The 16,942-nt window shown below is 60.5% G+C and carries 17 protein-coding genes and 2 pseudogenes; 13 read left to right on the forward strand and 6 right to left on the reverse strand.

All coding sequences use genetic code 11. The features are described from left to right. The first annotated feature begins 24 nt into the window (after positions 1-24). From cyaY to rnk, 3 genes are all read left to right on the forward strand, one after another. On the forward strand, positions 25-357 hold the full coding sequence (gene cyaY / locus AB4N33_RS22510) for an iron donor protein CyaY (protein ID WP_460119744.1): 333 nt from the start codon (positions 25-27) through the stop codon (positions 355-357). A gap of 4 nt (positions 358-361) precedes the next feature. After that, positions 362-586, forward strand: coding sequence for a DUF1289 domain-containing protein (locus AB4N33_RS22515; protein ID WP_460140671.1), 225 nt, complete (start codon positions 362-364; stop codon positions 584-586). Between the two features lie 239 nt (positions 587-825). Continuing rightward, on the forward strand, positions 826-1,236 hold the full coding sequence (gene rnk, locus AB4N33_RS22520) for a nucleoside diphosphate kinase regulator (RefSeq protein ID WP_460119748.1): 411 nt from the start codon (positions 826-828) through the stop codon (positions 1,234-1,236). A 4-nt stretch (positions 1,237-1,240) separates the two neighbouring features. On the opposite strand, the gene AB4N33_RS22525 is transcribed toward rnk, so the two are convergent. The 3 genes from AB4N33_RS22525 to AB4N33_RS22535 form a co-directional block, all read right to left on the reverse strand. After that, entirely contained in the window at positions 1,241-4,081 is a 2,841-nt protein-coding gene (locus AB4N33_RS22525) for a class I adenylate cyclase (RefSeq protein WP_476458268.1), read from the reverse strand. A gap of 186 nt (positions 4,082-4,267) precedes the next feature. Next, the gene (locus AB4N33_RS22530) at positions 4,268-4,513 is read right to left on the reverse strand and encodes a TIGR02647 family protein (RefSeq protein WP_460119752.1); all 246 of its coding nucleotides are present in this window, start codon (positions 4,511-4,513) and stop codon (positions 4,268-4,270) included. A gap of 206 nt (positions 4,514-4,719) precedes the next feature. Continuing rightward, positions 4,720-5,004: a hypothetical protein gene (locus tag AB4N33_RS22535; RefSeq protein WP_460119754.1), complete on the reverse strand. Its 285-nt coding sequence runs from the start codon at positions 5,002-5,004 to the stop codon at positions 4,720-4,722. 124 nt (positions 5,005-5,128) lie between these two features. Between AB4N33_RS22535 and AB4N33_RS22540 the strand changes: the two genes are divergently transcribed. Then, positions 5,129-5,788: a glutathione S-transferase family protein gene (locus AB4N33_RS22540; protein ID WP_460119756.1), complete on the forward strand. Its 660-nt coding sequence runs from the start codon at positions 5,129-5,131 to the stop codon at positions 5,786-5,788. Between the two features lie 118 nt (positions 5,789-5,906). Here the strand turns inward: AB4N33_RS22540 and argH are convergent, their stop codons facing one another. Then, positions 5,907-7,301, reverse strand: a complete 1,395-nt coding sequence (gene argH, locus AB4N33_RS22545) for an argininosuccinate lyase (protein ID WP_460119758.1) — start codon at positions 7,299-7,301, stop codon at positions 5,907-5,909. A 340-nt stretch (positions 7,302-7,641) separates the two neighbouring features. Between argH and AB4N33_RS22550 the strand changes: the two are divergent. From AB4N33_RS22550 to rsd, 8 genes and pseudogenes are all read left to right on the forward strand, one after another. Next, positions 7,642-7,761: pseudogene (locus AB4N33_RS22550) on the forward strand (sensor histidine kinase); the annotation flags it as partial. Further along, a complete protein-coding gene (locus tag AB4N33_RS22555) occupies positions 7,758-8,504 on the forward strand; it encodes a LytR/AlgR family response regulator transcription factor (protein WP_460119760.1) in 747 nt (248 codons plus the stop codon). The pseudogene AB4N33_RS22550 and the gene AB4N33_RS22555, both read left to right, overlap by 4 nt. 143 nt (positions 8,505-8,647) lie before the next feature. Continuing rightward, positions 8,648-9,589 (forward strand): hydroxymethylbilane synthase, encoded by a 942-nt coding sequence (gene hemC / locus AB4N33_RS22560; protein WP_460119762.1) that lies wholly within the window; start codon positions 8,648-8,650, stop codon positions 9,587-9,589. Next, positions 9,586-10,353: a uroporphyrinogen-III synthase gene (locus AB4N33_RS22565; RefSeq protein WP_476458269.1), complete on the forward strand. Its 768-nt coding sequence runs from the start codon at positions 9,586-9,588 to the stop codon at positions 10,351-10,353. The genes hemC and AB4N33_RS22565 overlap by 4 nt, the downstream gene beginning before the upstream one ends. A 16-nt stretch (positions 10,354-10,369) precedes the next feature. Then, positions 10,370-11,530 (forward strand): uroporphyrinogen-III C-methyltransferase, encoded by a 1,161-nt coding sequence (locus AB4N33_RS22570; protein ID WP_460119766.1) that lies wholly within the window; start codon positions 10,370-10,372, stop codon positions 11,528-11,530. Beyond that, positions 11,527-12,765: a heme biosynthesis HemY N-terminal domain-containing protein gene (locus tag AB4N33_RS22575; protein WP_476458270.1), complete on the forward strand. Its 1,239-nt coding sequence runs from the start codon at positions 11,527-11,529 to the stop codon at positions 12,763-12,765. The genes AB4N33_RS22570 and AB4N33_RS22575 overlap by 4 nt, the downstream gene beginning before the upstream one ends. Before the next feature lie 261 nt (positions 12,766-13,026). Beyond that, a complete protein-coding gene (locus AB4N33_RS22580) occupies positions 13,027-13,578 on the forward strand; it encodes a disulfide bond formation protein B (protein ID WP_476458271.1) in 552 nt (183 codons plus the stop codon). A gap of 176 nt (positions 13,579-13,754) precedes the next feature. Beyond that, on the forward strand, positions 13,755-14,213 hold the full coding sequence (gene rsd, locus AB4N33_RS22585) for a sigma D regulator (protein ID WP_460119770.1): 459 nt from the start codon (positions 13,755-13,757) through the stop codon (positions 14,211-14,213). Between the two features lie 58 nt (positions 14,214-14,271). Here rsd and AB4N33_RS22590 read toward each other — a convergent pair whose 3' ends face one another. After that, on the reverse strand, positions 14,272-14,937 hold the full coding sequence (locus AB4N33_RS22590) for an FKBP-type peptidyl-prolyl cis-trans isomerase (protein ID WP_476458272.1): 666 nt from the start codon (positions 14,935-14,937) through the stop codon (positions 14,272-14,274). A 192-nt stretch (positions 14,938-15,129) separates the two neighbouring features. On the opposite strand from AB4N33_RS22590, the pseudogene AB4N33_RS22595 reads away from it, so the two are divergent. Next, a pseudogene (locus AB4N33_RS22595) lies at positions 15,130-16,089 on the forward strand (AlgP family protein); the annotation flags it as partial. Between the two features lie 347 nt (positions 16,090-16,436). Here the strand turns inward: AB4N33_RS22595 and AB4N33_RS22600 are convergent. Beyond that, positions 16,437-16,901, reverse strand: a complete 465-nt coding sequence (locus AB4N33_RS22600) for a TIGR02444 family protein (protein WP_476458273.1) — start codon at positions 16,899-16,901, stop codon at positions 16,437-16,439. Between the last annotated feature and the right edge of the window lie 41 nt (positions 16,902-16,942).

The following is a 16,942-nucleotide window of genomic DNA, read 5'->3' on the forward strand; positions in this document are numbered from 1 at the left end:
CAGATACTTTTTGAGGTTGCCGTAATGAGTTTGTCCGAAGCGCGTTTCCACGATCTGGTCGATGCCACCCAGCAAACCCTGGAAGACATCTTTGACGACAGCGATATGGATATCGACCTGGAGAGCTCGGCCGGTGTGCTGACCGTCAAGTTCGAAAACGGCAGCCAGTTGATCTTCAGCCGCCAGGAACCCCTGCGCCAGCTGTGGCTGGCCGCTGTGTCGGGTGGTTTCCACTTCGACTACGACGAAGAAAGCGAGCGCTGGATGTGCGACAAGAGCGAAGAGCAGTTGGGCGAGATGCTGGAACGCATCGTCCAGCAGCAAGCCGGTGCCGAATTCGACTTCGAAGGTCTGTGAGTTCGTGACCCAGCCGGCACCTGTTCGTCCGCCCAAGCCGCTCTACAGCAACGTCAGTCCCGCAGTGCCTTCGCCGTGCAGTGGCGTGTGCCGGCTGGACGAACACAAAGTCTGCCTCGGCTGTTTTCGCCATGTCGAAGACATTCGCGAATGGCGCTCGGCCGATGATGCCCGCCGTCGGGTCATTTGCGAGCAGGCTGACCAGCGCAAGCAAACCCCGCCTCTGTAGGAGCGAGCACGCTCGCGATGGTGGTCAACGATGACGCGGGATGTCTGAATGCCAGCGTTATCGTTCACGACCATCGCGAGCATGCTCGCTCCTACAGAGGCAAACGCCCCTGGCTTGTATATTTTTTGAGCTGTGATAGTGTCCGGATACGCCTCAACTCATCGAGGCTTGTGAAAACCCCGCCTGTTTCTGGCGGGGTTTTGCTTTTTTCGTGCAGAAGAAAGGAGTCTGCCCTGATCATGACCGCACCTTCCATCACCCTTACCCGACTGGACGTTCAACGTTTGGAGCGCCTGATCGAAAGCCTGGACGAGAACCTTCCGGGCGTTATTGCGTTGCAAACCGAACTGGATCGCGCCGAGACCCTGGTCGGCCACGATGAAGTGCCTGCCGATGTCGTGACCATGAATTCCCGCGTGCATTGCCGTGAAGAAGGCAGTGGCAAGGATTATCACCTGACCCTTGTCTACCCCAAGGATGCCAATGCCGACGAAGGCCGGATTTCGATTCTGGCGCCCGTGGGCAGCGCGTTGCTTGGGCTGAAGGTCGGGCAGCACATCGATTGGCCGGCTCCGGGTGGCAAAACCCTGAAGCTGACCCTGCTGGAAGTCGAATTTCAGCCTGCCAATGGCGGCGCCTTCCCGGAATAATGTTTCAAAGCAATTCAAGTGCGTCGTTCAAGGCGCGCTCCAGGTCGGCCTTGTAGCGCAGATACAAATTGCTTGAACTCTGGTCATCCCCGATCAGGCCCGACAGGTCCAGGTCGGTGATGTAGCAGCGGTAACGCTCGGTTTCGCGACGCTGCTCGACAATCTGTCGCGCGACTACGCTGAACAGCTGTTCGCCATGTTCCAGCTCCGAAAACTCCCGCTGATTGCAGTACAACGTAACCTGCACCTCACCGGGCGCGGCTTTGCCGACAATGGCCTGCACGTCGTAGAACGGCTTGGCCGCCGGGGTTTGCGGCGCTGGTCGTACTTCGACCCGCCGGGCGCGTCCGGGGCCGGAAGGCAACAGTTGGTAATACAGTATGTCGAGGCCCGGCTGGTCTGCATCCATTGGCAGCAAGGTATCGCGACGGTACTGGATCGATTGCAGGAAGCGTTGCAGCGGCACCAGCAGGCTTTGTTCGTCGTGGTAGGGCAGGCGCTGCTGCCACAAGGCGTTGAATTCATCCAGCACGTACAAATCGGCCTGATTGTCCTGAATGCGGAAAAAAACCTGAATGCACGCAGGTTGGCCCATGGGCAGGACCAGTGCCAGGTCGTGATCTTCCAGGGCCATCGGGTCCAGGTGCAGCGGGCTGTAGCTCGCGAGTCCTTCACCCAGGTAGTCGAACAGCGCCGGCAGCGTGGCATGGGCCACGTGAGTGACCTGGCCGGGCAACAGTTCCAGCACGTGATAATGCTGCTGCACCTGAATCAGGTAGCGATGATTGAGTTTGCTCAGCAGCAGGGTCTGCGCGGTGTCGAATACCTCTTCGACTCGGCGGGCGATGAACTGCGCGCGGTTATGACAGAAGCATCGCACGCGTAATCTGGGCTGATGCGGGCCGTCCGGCAGATTGTTCAGGTAGTCCCGCAGGCAGTCGAGCAAGGCGTGAGCCCCGTCAAATCGGCTGACCAGTACTTCGTTCCAACTGTTGAGCGTGACCTGATCCAGGGTCAGCACCAGGTTCTCACGGACTCCGGCATAACTCAGGGAGTCAGTGCGCTCCGTGGTCATCAGGATGTTCAGGTCGCGATGGTGCTTGAGCGGGTCAACGCCGACGTTCACCAGGATCAGCACCTCGCTCGGCACACTGGCACGCAGCAGCGGTTCCTCGGCAACCGTGGTCAAGGGCAGCGCGATGCTCTGCTGCAAGCTGCCGAGCAGGTTGAACAGTTCGAACTCACTCAGGTCGCTCTCGCCAGGATGCAGGGCCAGGCGCGTGCTGCTGTCGATCACGCCGTTGCGGTGGCACCAACTCAATAACTCAAGCAGATGACGGCTGCGTTTGATCGGCGCGAAATGCTCCCATTCGAGCGCGGTCAGGCTGCCGTTGTAGAGGCCCCAGTAGGTTTGCACCGATTCGGCCTTGTTAGGCGAGTGCACCAGCGTCAGGGTGTCTTCGGCCAGGTCGGGAGCAATGCCTGGGTTGATGAATTCGACTTTGTCCGCCTTCCGCTCGAACGCCGCGTACAGACGTCGCCCCAGCACGTTGAGGTCGCGCTTGTTGATCAAGCTCACGGTTTGTTCGCTGCGAGCAAAGTCGGTCAGGAAGCGATAGCTGTAATTGAGTTCGTTAACCAGCGCGCGGCGTTCGGCGCTCACCTGGCGGACTTTCCACTGGCTGCGGCTGTCGAGCAGCACGAGTTGGCGATGATCCCAATGCCATTCGTGGGCCAGGCGTTCCAGTAGCGAACGCTGCCAGCTTTGGCTGCGGCTGCTGCCGGTGAGTTTACGGTTGACCTTCAGGTACAGCGCTCGCCGAACCAGTTCGAGACGCTCGGTTTCGCCGCGGCCGATGAGGTATTCCTCGATGCGCCGGTAGACCATCATGTAGGGGTCCAGCTCGTCGAGATCCAGGCGATTGGCGAACACCGCCTGCTTGTAACGCAGGCTCAGGCACTGAACCCTCGGATGCTCGCTGGCGTAGACCTCGGTCAGCAGCAGTTTGAGCACTGACTTGTAGGGCGACTCGATGCCCTTGAACAGCTGCCAGAGCCCGGCGCCGATGAATTCGCCCGGCGGGATGTAGGCCAGATGCCCCAGATCAAGGGATTCGTCGGCGCGGATAAAACGTTTGGATAGCAACGTATGGGTATAGCGGTCGTAGCTGGCCTCTTCGTAAACCGGTACCAGCCACCAGATGGGTGTACGCCCGGCCAGCCAAATGGCGGTGCGGTAGAACTCGTCCAGCAGCAGATAGTGCTGGGTGGTGCCGCAGTCTTCCGAACTCAACTGCGTATCGCGCTCGCCGAGCACGAATCGGGCCGGTTCGATCAAAAAGAAATGCGCCTCGGCGCCCTGGCTCGCGGCCCATATTTCCAGCAGCTGGCACTTTTTGCGCAGTTCGGCGAGCGCTTGCTCCGTCAGGTCTGGCGCGTGGCAGACCCAGAAGTCCATGTCGCTCTGATCGGCCTGGGCGAGGGTGCCGAGACTGCCCATCAGGAACAGGCCATGGATCGGACGGGGTGGATTGCTGCCGTGGCGTGGCTTGTAGGAAAACGAGCGGGTCAGGCGCTGGGCTTCGGCCAGCACGTCGGCATCGGGCTCAAAATTGGACAGCCCGGCGGGGGTACTGCCCGAGACGTAACCCGGCAGCAGGGGATGATTAACGTGGAAAAACAGCGGCAACAGGGTCAGAACGCTCTGCTGGCGGGTGGACAGACCCTCCATGGCGCGGGCCATGCGACCTTCATTTAGCTTTAAAAAGCGCGCACGCAGCTGGCTGAGCACCTTGCGGTCGATGCCTTCGTCCAGATCGGGGCGGATTTCATGGGTGCGGGTCATGTCAGCTCAAACCGGCTCGCAGGGACTCGGACATCATGTCTCGGGATGAAGCGCAGTTTAGCCTTCCAGCGGCGGGACGTTTAAGTGGATTTTGTTTTTGACGTCAGATTTCTGTTGCGCGGCAAGCAATGGAGTGTGCCCGCGGAAATCCCGGGGATGGGTTTTCCGTGGGCTATACGCTGGTGATCAGGCCGTTTCCGACGTTTTCAGAATAGTCAGCACCGTTTGCACGCTTTGTGCGGCGTCGCGGCCAAGACTGGTCAGGTAACCGCCGTCGGGCTGGTCGATCAGTTCTTTCTCATACAGGCGTTGAGCGGCAGCGATAGCTTTTGGGGCAGCGGTTTGATGAATTTTCAAACCTTCCTGGGAACTGTCCAGGTTGAAGAGGGCAAGGATTTCCAGTTCGGCAACCAATTCAGGCGTAAGCGACATAGGGACTCCAGACTTTCTAGGAATTGGACGACAGCGTCCCTAAGGTGAACCTGCTTGTGCGGCATGTCCAGTGCAAATCCATGTCTTTCTCACTGTAGGAGCGAGCTTGCTCGCGAGGCGGTGTGTCAGCTTGAGGTGATGTCGGCTGACCTACCGCCTCGCGAGCAATCGAGCGTCGACCGGCTGCTCCTACAGGGACTGTGAAATCACTGTTTTTCCGGGGGCAATTCGGGCAAGGCGCGCAGTGCAGCTTCGTACCATTGGGTGTTGAATGCGCGGTCTTCTTCGAGGATCGCGTCGATTTCTACCGCCAGGACGTGGGCCATAAGGTTGAGGATTTCTTCGCGCTCGTAGCCCACCAGGGTCAATTTGTTGAAGGTGGCCTTGGCGGCGGGCGGGTTGTCGCTTTCGATCTGGTTCTCGATCGCTTCGATCAGGGTGTTCTCGGTGAATTCTTCTTCGTCGGTGTCGATATCTGTTGGCTCGCTCATGGCAGGCTCCTCAAGTTCAGGCGGGCAGTTTACCTGTATTCAGTGCGGTGATGCTGCTGGCGAGAACGCCTCGAGCGTTCTATAAACAAGCACTGCCCACCCCGCACGGCCTGGAGGCTTTGTGATGCTCGAGCTTTATGGATTTTCCGTCAGTAACTACTACAACATGGTGAAGCTGGCGCTGCTGGAAAAAGACCTGCCTTTCAAGGAAGTGCCATTCTATGGCGGTCAGGAGCGTGAAGCGTTGGCCATCAGCCCACGCGGCAAGGTGCCGGTGTTGCGTGTGGAGCAGGGGTTCATCAACGAGACGTCGGTCATCCTCGAATACATCGAGCAAACCCAAAAGGGCAAGCCATTGCTGCCTGTCGAACCTTTTGAGCGGGCCCAGGTACTGGCGCTGGCCAGGGAAATCGAGCTGTACATCGAACTGCCCGCGCGTGCCTGTTACGCCGAGGCATTCTTTGGCATGAGTCTGCCGGAGGCGATCAAGGAAAAGGCCAAGGCCGAGTTGCTGCTGGGGATCGCCTCACTGGGACGTCATGGCAAATTCAGCCCCTATGTTGTGGGCGAGAGCTTGAGCGTGGCGGATCTGTACTTCCTGTACAGCGTGCCGCTGGCCTGTGGGGTGGCGAAAAAGCTGTTCGACATGGATCTGCTGGCGCAATTGCCAGCGGCCAAGGCGCTGCTTGAGCGTCTGGAGCAGAACCCGAATGTTCAGCGGGTGGCGGCGGATCGGGAGGCGGCTATGCCGGCGTTCATGGCGATGGTGGCGAGCAAGAAGTAGATTTGTAGCGAATTCGAGGCTGTCATCGCGGGCAAGCCCGCTCCCACAATTGATCCCCAGTGTTCATGAGATCCCTGTGGGAGCAGGCGTGCCCGCGATGCTTTTGGCTTTTGGGCTTTTACCGGCCAGCGAGCAACGCCTGGCCGCGTACCACGGCAGCCTTCACCTGCGCCGGCGCGGTACCGCCGATGTGATTACGGGCGTTGACCGAACCTTCCAGGGTCAGGACGGCGAAAACGTCCTGATCAATCTGGTCGCTGAACTTGCGCAGTTCTTCCAAGCTCATTTCTGCCAGATCCTTGCCGGTGTCTACGCCGTACTTCACGGCATGGCCGACAATTTCGTGGCAATCACGGAACGGCAGGCCACGGCGCACCAGGTAGTCGGCGAGGTCGGTGGCGGTGGAGAACCCGCGCAGGGCCGCTTCGCGCATGATGGCGTGCTTGGGCTTGATCGCCGGAATCATGTCGGCGAAGGCACGGAGCGAATCGCGCAGGGTGTCGGCGGCGTCGAATAGCGGTTCCTTGTCTTCCTGGTTGTCCTTGTTGTAGGCCAGCGGCTGGCCTTTCATCAGGGTCAGCAGGCCCATCAGTGCGCCAAACACGCGGCCGGTCTTGCCGCGTACCAGCTCCGGCACGTCCGGGTTTTTCTTTTGCGGCATGATCGAGCTGCCGGTGCAGAAGCGGTCCGGCAGGTCGATGAACTGGAATTGCGCGCTGGTCCACAGCACCAGCTCTTCGGAGAAGCGCGACAGGTGCATCATCGCGATGCTTGCCGCCGAGCAGAACTCGATGGCGAAGTCACGATCCGACACGTTGTCCAGCGAGTTGCCGCCCACGGCTTCGAAACCCAGCAGCTGCGCGGTGTATTCGCGGTCGATCGGGTAGGTGGTGCCGGCCAGCGCGGCGCTGCCCAGGGGCATGCGGTTGGCGCGCTTGCGGCAGTCCACCAGGCGCTCGTAGTCGCGGCTGAGCATTTCGAACCAGGCCAGCATGTGGTGCCCGAAGGTCACCGGCTGTGCGGTTTGCAGGTGGGTGAAGCCTGGCATGATGCTGTCGGCTTCGCGCTCGGCCTGCTCCAGCAAACCTTTTTGCAGGCGCGTGATCTCGCCCAGGATCAGGTCGATTTCGTCGCGCAGCCACAGGCGGATGTCGGTGGCGACCTGGTCATTGCGGCTGCGGCCAGTGTGCAGTTTTTTGCCCGTGACGCCGATGCGGTCGGTCAGGCGCGCCTCGATGTTCATGTGCACGTCTTCGAGGTCGATGCGCCAGTCGAACTGGCCGGCCTCGATTTCGCTCTGAATGGTTTTCAGGCCGTCGATGATGCTGTCGCGCTCGGCATCGGTCAGCACGCCGACCTTGGCCAACATGGTGGCGTGGGCGATCGAGCCCATGATGTCGTGGCGATACAGGCGCTGGTCGAAGGTGACGGAGGCGGTGAAGCGGGCGACGAAGGCGTCGACGGGTTCACTGAAGCGGCCGCCCCAGGACTGATTGGTCTTGTCAGTGCTCATGAATTCGCTCGTATCGGCTGGAATAAAGATGGCGTTAAAACTGTCGCGAATAATAACAGGGTTGCCAATCCTGTCGTTGACGCTGGTCGACAGGTTTTTGCCGTGTCGCGCCGCAGGCGACTCCCCGCGACAGGAAATGCGCAACGATATTTTTCAATTGAGCAATAACGTGCCTGCAACCGTCTACAGTTGGACAGTAGGAACAATGCACTTCTGGGTGCGCCTGCTGACTACATAAGAAGAGGGGGTGTTCATATTGCGTATCAGCAAACCCTGTGGCGATGCCTCGCCAATGCGGGCCTGGGCCGCCAATTACCCGGCAGATGAAAATTTAGCCGTCCGCCCGGCGGCACTTTTTGGCCCTCGCGCTAGTCTTAGCGTGGATCGCGGTGACGGACGTCACTTCACCTGTCTACGCTATCCTTTTGCGAGACTCACGCAGGAATCCAGCGCAATATGAATGTCCTGATCGTTGACGACGACCCCCTTGCCCGCGAGCGCCTGAGCCGAATGGTTGGCGAACTCGAGGGATACAGTGTCCTGGAGCCCAGCGCCACGAATGGCGAAGAAGCGTTGGCACTGATCGACAGCCACAAGCCGGATATCGTATTGCTTGATATCGGCATGCCGGGCCTCGATGGCCTGCAGGTGGCTGCCCGATTGTGCGAACGCGAAACCCCGCCAGCCGTGGTGTTTTGCACAGGGTCCGATGAATTTGCCGTGGAAGCCTTGCAGGCCAGCGCCGTAGGCTATCTGGTGAAACCGGTGCGTACAGAACAATTGCATGATGCGTTGAAAAAAGCCGAGCGTCCAAATCGTGTCCAGCTCGCCGCCCTGACCCGTCCTGCCGCCGAGTCCGGCAGCGGCCCGCGCAGCCACATCAGCGCGCGTACCCGCAAGGGTATTGAACTGATCCCGCTGGGGCAGGTGGTTTACTTCATTGCCGACCATAAATACGTGACCTTGCGCCATGAAAGCGGTGAAGTGCTGCTCGATGAGCCGCTCAAGGCGCTTGAGGATGAATTCGGTGACCGGTTCGTGCGTATCCACCGCAACGCACTCGTCGCTCGCGACCGCATCGAACGCTTGCAGCGTACGCCGCTGGGGCATTTCCAACTGTTTCTCAAGGGCCTCAATGGCGATGCCCTGATCGTCAGCCGCCGCCATGTGGCCGGCGTGCGCAAAATGATGCAACAGCTGTAATCCGCCCTGCGCAGGCGAATTTATCCATTGAGTACCGGGCATTCAGGGCCAGGGAGGCCGAGTATTACCTGATACAAGTCAAAGTGGATTTGGCTGAGCTGTTATTATCCGCCGTATCTCTTCCAGTACGGATTGATTGATCCATGTCCTCTCGCGAAATCCGCATCGCCACCCGCAAAAGCGCCCTCGCCCTGTGGCAGGCCGAATACGTCAAAGCGTGTCTGGAGAAGGCCCATCCGGGTCTGCTCGTGACGCTGGTCCCCATGGTCAGTCGCGGCGACAAGCTGCTGGACTCTCCATTATCGAAAATCGGCGGCAAGGGCCTGTTCGTCAAGGAGCTGGAAACCGCGCTGCTGGAAAACGAAGCCGATATCGCCGTGCACTCCATGAAAGACGTGCCGATGGATTTCCCCCAAGGCCTGGGCCTGTTCTGCATCTGCGAGCGTGAAGACCCGCGTGATGCGTTCGTCTCCAACACCTACGCCAGCCTCGACGCGTTGCCTCAGGGCAGCATCGTCGGCACCTCCAGCCTGCGTCGTCAGGCCCAGTTGCTGACCCGCCGCCCTGACCTGGAGATCCGTTTCCTGCGTGGCAACGTCAACACGCGCCTGGCCAAGCTGGATGCCGGTGAGTACGACGCCATCATCCTGGCCGCCGCCGGCCTGATCCGCCTGGGCTTCGAAGATCGCATCACTTCGACCATCAGCGTCGATGACAGCCTGCCGGCCGGTGGTCAGGGGGCTGTAGGTATTGAATGTCGCACCGCCGACAGCGAAATCCACGACCTGCTTGCGCCGTTGCACCACCAGGACACCGCCACCCGCGTGACGGCCGAGCGAGCCCTGAATAAACATCTGAATGGCGGCTGCCAGGTGCCTATCGCGTGCTACGCCGTGCTCGAAGGCGAGCAGGTCTGGTTGCGCGGCCTGGTGGGCGATCCGAACGGCGGTCTGTTGCTCAGTGCCCAGGCCCGGGCGCCGCGTGGCGATGCCCAGGCGCTGGGTGTCCAAGTGGCCGAAGACCTGCTGAGCCAGGGCGCCAATGACATTCTCAAAGCGGTCTATGGCGAGGCTGGTCACGAGTGAACGGCTGGCGCCTGCTGCTGACACGTCCTGCGGATGAGTCGGCAGCGCTGAGCCAGGAGCTGGCGAAAACGGGGATTTTCAGCAGCAGTCTGCCGCTTTTGGAGATCGAACCGATTCCGGCTTCTGACACAATGCACCAGGTGATTGAGGCGTTGGCGCGCTACTGCGCGATCATCGTGGTCAGTAAACCTGCCGCCAGAATCGCGGTGCAGTTGCTCAAGCAATATGGGCAGCAAGCCGCAGGCTCGAAGTGGTTCAGTGTGGGCGCGGCAACGGCGCAGATCCTCGACCATCATGGTTTGAATGTCAGTTTCCCCCCCGAGGGTGATGACAGCGAAGCCTTGCTGCAACTGGCCGCGCTGCGCGAAGCTGTTGCACGGCCGGATTCGCGGGTGCTGATCATGCGCGGGGAGGGCGGGCGCGAACTGCTTGCCGAGCGTATGCGCGAGCTTGGTGCTAGTGTCGATTATCTGGAGCTGTACCGTCGTGGCCTGCCGCACTATGCGCCGTCAACCTTGCCCGAGCGGATCAACGCGGAACGCTTGAACGGGCTGGTGGTCAGCAGTGGACAGGGTTTTGAGCTCCTGTACCAATTAGCCGGCGCTGCCTGGCCACGATTAGCGCAGCTGCCATTGTTTGTACCAAGCCCGAGGGTTGCCCAGCTGGCACGTGCCGCCGGGGCCCAAACAGTTGTGGATTGCCGCGGCGCCAGTGCCGCGGCTTTGCTGGCGGCGTTACGGGAACACCCCGGACCCGTCCTCTAATGCAAAGGATGGATACGTGAACGAAACTGCCTTGCCTAAAGAAGACTCCCGGCCAGTGAACGATCTCGATGCGTCGGTTGAAACACCGGTTGAAAGCGCCCCTGTGGCGGCACCCCAGCGTCGAGGCAATGGCCTGGCAATCGTCGCGCTGCTGCTTGGCGCGGCGGGTGTGGCGGTCGGCGGCTGGGGCGTGTGGCAGGTCCGTCACCTGCAAGCCAGTACCCAACAGCAGTTGAGCCAGGTGCAGGCGCTGAACGATCAGGCGCAGAACCTCAAGCTCAACGAACAGCGCCTCAGCGCACGGCTCGAGCAAATGCCCGCCGCCGAAGAGCTGGATGCGCGCAGTCGTCTGGTGGTCCAGTTGCAGGGCGATCAGCAGCGTTTGAATCAACGTCTGGAAACCGTCCTGGGTGCAAGTCGCAAGGACTGGCGCCTGGCCGAGGCCGAACATTTGCTGCGCCTGGCCAGCTTGCGGCTTTCGGCGTTGCAGGACATCAGCAGCGCACAGGCGCTGGTGCAGGGCGCTGACGAAATTCTTCGCGAACAGAACGACCCGGGATCGTTTGCCGCCCGTGAACAAGTAGCGAAAACCCTGGTCGCCCTGCGCAGTACCGAACAGCCTGATCGTACCGGCCTGTTCCTGCGCCTGGGTGCATTGCGTGACCAGGTGATCAATCTCACGGAGCTGGCGCCCGAGTACAAGGATCGGGGTGAGTCGTTGCTGGGCCTGACCGCCGATGGCGATGGCGCCAGTCGCTGGTCGCAATGGTGGGATCAGATTTCCCGTTACATTCGCATCGATTTCAATGCCGACAAGAATGTCCGACCGTTGTTGGCCGGCCAGAGTCTGAGCCAGGTGCGCCTGGCCTTGAGCCTGGCGCTGGAGCAGGCGCAATGGGCGGCGCTCAACGGTCAGGCGCCGGTGTATACCCAGGCGCTGGCCGAGGCGCGAGACGTGCTCAAGGGCAACTTCAACCCGGATAATCCGCAGAGCAAAGTGATGCTCGAGCAGGTGAGCGAGTTGAGCAAGGAGCCGGTCACGGTGGCCACCCCTGACCTGACCGGCACCCTGAGCGCCGTTCAAGCCTACCTGGAACGCCGCAACGTCAACGCCGAAGACTCGATCAAGCCCCTGGCCAAGCCGGTCACGAACACCGCGCAGGAGGCCACGCCATGAAACGCCTCTATGTGATCGTGTTCCTGGTGATCGCCGCAGCCGCTGCGCTGGGGTTGGCGATCGCCGAGCATTCCGGCTACGTGCTGATCGCCTACAAGAGCTTTCGTTTCGAATCGAGCCTGTGGGCGACCCTGGCCCTGATCGCAGTGTTATGGCTGGTGTTCTGGGGGATCAAGACCCTGGTCGAATTGGTGCTCACCTCCGGCGGTGTGGTCAACCCCTGGTCGCAGCGCAATCGCAGCCGCCGGGTGCAGGTTGCCATCGAGCATGGCCAACTGGACCTGGCCGAAGGTCGCTGGGCCAGCGCGCAGCGTCATTTGCACCGCGCCGCCGAAGCCGAGCGCCAGCCGTTGCTTTATTACCTTGGCGCGGCACGCGCGGCCAACGAGCAAGGTCTCTACGAGCAAAGCGATAACTTGCTGGAGCGTGCACTGGAGCGCCAGCCTCGGGCTGAACTGGCCATCGCCTTGAACCATGCTCAGTTGCAGACTGATCGCGGCGACACCGAAGGCGCCCTGGCAACGCTGCAAGCGATGCATGAGCGTCACCCGCATAACGTTCAGGTATTGCGTCAATTGCAGCGTTTGCATCAACAGCGCGGTGAATGGTCGCAAGTGATCCGCCTGTTGCCGGAGCTTCGCAAGGACAAGGTGTTGCCGGCCTCCGAGCTCGCTGAGCTGGAGCGTCGGGCGTGGGGGGAAAACCTTTCCCTGGCCGCCCAGCGTGGAGAGGACGGCACGGTCGGCTTGCAGTCCCTCAATCGCGCTTGGCAGCAACTCACCTCGGCGCAACGCCAGGAACCGCAACTGATCGTGGCGTATGCCGAACAGCTGCGGCAACTGGGCGCTCAGGTCGAAGCCGAGGAGGTTCTGCGAACGGCGCTCAAGCGCAGCTATGACAGCCATCTGGCGCGCCTCTACGGATTGGTTCGCGGCAGTGATCCGGCGCGCCAGTTGCAGACTGCCGAGGGCTGGTTGAAAAACCATCCCGCCGATCCGAGCCTGTTGTTGACCTTGGGGCGTTTGTGCCTGCAAAACAGCTTGTGGGGCAAGGCGCGCGATTATCTGGAAAGCAGTTTGCGCGTGCAGCGCAACCCGGAAGCCTGCGCGGAACTGGCGCGGTTGCTGGCACAGTTGGGTGACACCGAGGGCAGCAATCAACTGTTCCAGGAAGGCCTTGGCCTTCTGGATGATCGTTTGCTGGCGGTACCGCTGCCGGTTTCCGCTCACGCTTGATGGCTCAATATTTAAAATCGTCGGCGATAGCGCCGGCGGTTTTAAATGTGTGAATGATGCCAACCAAACCCGACAAATCTGTACATTTTTGGCAGGCTTTTTCAGCCTGAGAAAGAATCCTACGAAGCGCTACATCCTTTCCTCTGGATTCTGTCGGGAAATGCCTACAGGTGCGGAGGAAGTCTCCCTGCTGCGCTGCCTTGAAAGGCTGCCACGCTTTCCTCTACCGTAACCACTTGTCTCTATTGGTACGGAAACGCCATGTCACTGGCCTGCTCACGCTCCTTGTTTTTCATGGTTTTCGTCGCTGGTGCCTTGGCCGTGGGCGTGTCCTATTACCTGGAATATGTCGTTGGCCTACAGCCCTGCGCCATGTGTGTGTTGCAGCGGATGTGTCTGGCTCTGCTCACAGGGTGCTGTCTACTGGCGTCGGTGCATGGGCCGGGCCGATTGGGCTCTTTTGTCTATTGGCTGTTGGCCGTGCTGTGCAGCCTGGCGGGAACGGCAACGGCGTGGCGTCAGGTGTTGTTGCAAGGTGACCCGCAAGAGGCTTTGGCGATCTGCTCTCCCAGCCTGACGGATCTGCTGGCGAGCACCCCCTGGATGTACGTGATGCCGCTCATGTTTAACGGTTCAGCGGATTGCTCGCACATTTCCTGGACGCTGTTCGATTTGAGCGTTCCTGAGTGGAGCCTGCTGTTCTTCGTCGCCATGTCCACCCTGGCCGTTTACCAGTTATTGCGCGTGCTGCGCATTGCTTGCCAACGACCGCTCAGCGGCGAGTCGTCGCACTCGGTGCTGGCTGGCGATTAAACACTTGTATGAACTTTATCTCCTGCGTACCTTGAAGCCATTGGCGTGCGGGCATAATCTGGCCCGCACGTGTCATCGCAATCATGTTGCTCGAATGGCGCGCTGCCTGACCGATCCCGCCCTTCAAGAGCGAGACGGCCAAGGGTGGCATGACCCACAAGGGAAGAGAGATCACCATGCTCGAAAGTTGTCAGAATGCTCAGGAACGCTGGGGTGGAGTGCATCTGCTGATCGATCGCTGGTTGCAGGAGCGTCACGAACTGGTTCGGGCCTATGATGCTCTCGGCGCCAAGCCAGAGGCTCTGGGGGAGAACCGCACACCATTGCAGGAATTCTGCGGCGTGCTGGTCGATTACGTGTCTGCCGGGCACTTCGAGATCTATGAACAACTGACGGGCGAAGCCAAGGCATTTGGCGACACCCGTGGACTCGAACTGGCCGAGACGATCTACCCACGCATCGACGTCATCACCGAGAAACTGCTCGGGTTCAACGATCTGTGTGACGCAGGTAAATGCGTGGCAGAGAAGTTCAAGGAACTGGGCGGTCTATTGCACGAGCGCTTCGAGCTCGAAGACTGCCTGATCGAAGTCCTGCACACCGCTCACAAGGAAGAAGATTCAGTCCAGGCCTGAACCCTCTTGCGATATAAACAAACGGTGCGCCTTGCGCACCGTTTTTCATTTCTGTCGTTCAACTGGTGGCGCCGCGTAACTCGACTTCGAACACCAGTGGTGTGAACGGCTCGATCAAGTCGCCGGCGCCGTCGGCCCCATAGGCCTGGTCCGATGGAATCACCAGCCGCCACTTCGCACCGACCGGCATTTTTTGCAGGGCGCTACGCCAACCGCTGATCACGCTGTCGAGGCTGAACCATTGTGGCTGGTTGTTCTGATCGAACACGGTGCCATCCGGAAGACGGCCGACATACAACACCTGCACCTTGCCGTTCGGACCTGCCTTCGCACCGGCGCCTGGCACCAGCTCCGTGAGCAGGACACCGTCGGCCAATTCACGAACACCGGGTTTGGCTTTTTCCGCGGCGAGAAATTTCTTTTCTTTTTCGAGGGCGGCTTCACTCTGCGGTGCGCTTTGCTGCAACGCCATTTGCGCTTCGTGCTCCGTCAGGATCTGTTCGATCTGGTCGTCCTTGAGCGCCAGGGGCTTGCCCTGATAGGCCTGCTGCAAGCCTTCGATCAAGGCCTGAAGTTGCAGCTCGGGGGCCTCCAGGCGCAACCGCTCACCGAGGCTCGCGCCCAGGCTGTAGGCGAGATCGTGGGCTTGAGTTTCACTGGTTTTTTCGGCGGCGTGGGCCGCGGAAAAAAACACGCACAGCGATAAAAAAAGGTAGCGCGACATCGTCACTCTCCGACCTGAGATGCGGCAGATTACGCCAGTGTGAGTGCGCGCGACAGTGAACTTGTTTTACTCAAGCGAAGAAGATTTTCGATCGGTTGCAACGCAACGCTTTCGATACTGTCAACATGCCCTAGCGGCGGTAGCAGCAGAGGGCTAGTATGAGCCGCACCCACGTCAGCCAGGAGGTAAACCATGTCGGCCACCAAGAAGTCCGTAAATACCCCGTTGCACTTACTTCAACAACTCTCGGGCAGCCTGCTCGAGCATCTGGAAACCGCTTGTTCCGAAGCCTTGGCTGATGCGGAAAAACTGCTCGCCAAACTGGAAAAACAGCGCGGCAAGGCGCAGGAAAAACTGCACAAATCCCGCACTAAATTGCAGGACGCTGCAGCGGCTGGTAAAGCCAAGGCACAAGCCAAAGCCAAGGACGGGGTCAAGGAACTCGAGGACTTGCTCGACGCTTTGAAAGATCGTCAGTCGGATACCCGCGGCTACATTCTGCAACTCAAGCGCGATGCTCAAGAAAGCCTGAAACTGGCCCAGGGCATTGGTCGCGTACAAGAGGCTGTCAGCAAGGCGTTGTCGCTGCGCTCAGCCAAACCTGCTGCTGCCCCCGCCAAGAAAGCCGCTGCAAAACCTGTAGCTGTAAAAGCACCGGCCAAGCCGGCCGCCAAGCCTGCGGCGAAAAAAACCGTAGCGGCCAGCGCAGCCAAAGCAGCGGCCAAACCGGCGGCTAAAACTGCTGCTGCCAAACCTGCTGCCAAGACAGCCGCTGTCAAAACCGCAGCCGCCAAACCGGCTGCAAAACCCGCTGCTGCCAAACCTGCCGTGGCTAAATCTGCCACCGCCAAACCGGCCGCCAAGCCAGCAGCAAAACCAGTCGCAAGAACTGCTGCCGCCAAACCTGTCGCGGCTAAACCCGCTGCCAAGCCAGCAGTAAAAGCGGCCGCTAAACCTGCTGCCAAACCGGTAGCGAAGACCGCTGCTGCCAAGCCAGCCGCCAAACCTGCTGCGCGCACCGCCGCTGCCAAGCCTGCTGCTGCCAAACCGGCTACCGCTGCCAAGCCTGCTGCTGCTAAACCGGCTACCGCTGCCAAGCCTGCTGCTGCCAAACCGGCTACCGCTGCCAAGCCTGCTGCTGCTAAACCGGCTACCGCCGCCAAGCCAGCTACCGCTAAACCAGCCTCCGCTGCCAAGCCAGCCGCTGCAGCAAAACCAGCCGCTGCCAAACCGGCTGCCAAGCCAGCCGCGAAACCAGCCGCTGCCAAACCGGCTGCAAAACCAGCCGCCAAGCCTGCTGCCGCCAAACCAGCCGCAAAACCTGCGGTGAAAAAACCGGCCGCCGCTGCCAAGCCGACCCCGGCACCTGCTGCCAAGCCAGTAACCACGACGCCTTCGGCTTCGGTTGCCTCGGCACCGGTAGCTTCCAGCGCAACCACTACCCCGACGCCAACACCTGTTGCCCCGTCGAGCGCCAGCACCACCCCAACCAGCGCTTCCTAAGTGCCGGTTGCCGCGACGCGTAGCTGATGCAGCGCGTCGTGGGCCAGGTGTTGGGCGTTCGCCGCGACACCGGCAAGCCAGGCCGACCCGTCAGTCGCCTGATCCTGTGGCCAGTCCTGTGCCAATCGCTCCAGTCGCAACAACAGTTGCCGTTCAGCTTCCAGCTCGAGCGCCTTGATCTGCTCGCGCAACGCATTGAGCTCGGCGTCTGCACTGGCGAGGGCTTTCCATTGCGTGCGCAAGGCGCGCAGCGGCTCGACGACCTCCCTATCCCAGGGTTCGCCCACCTCACGAAGCTGTTGCAGTCGTTGTTCGCTACAGGCGACGCCACGTTGCCCCAGCCACAAGCCGCACAGCAGGAGGCACACATTGACCCCGTGCGACTGCAAGGTCAGGCATGCAGTCTCTACGCCGGGCCGGGCATAGGTGCCAAGGGAAAAGCTCCACAGGTCAGAGGACATAGTGCTACTCGCGCCAGTTGCGAGCGAAGCTGGTAGACTCC

This window comes from Pseudomonas sp. S1_E05, from assembly GCF_056337105.1.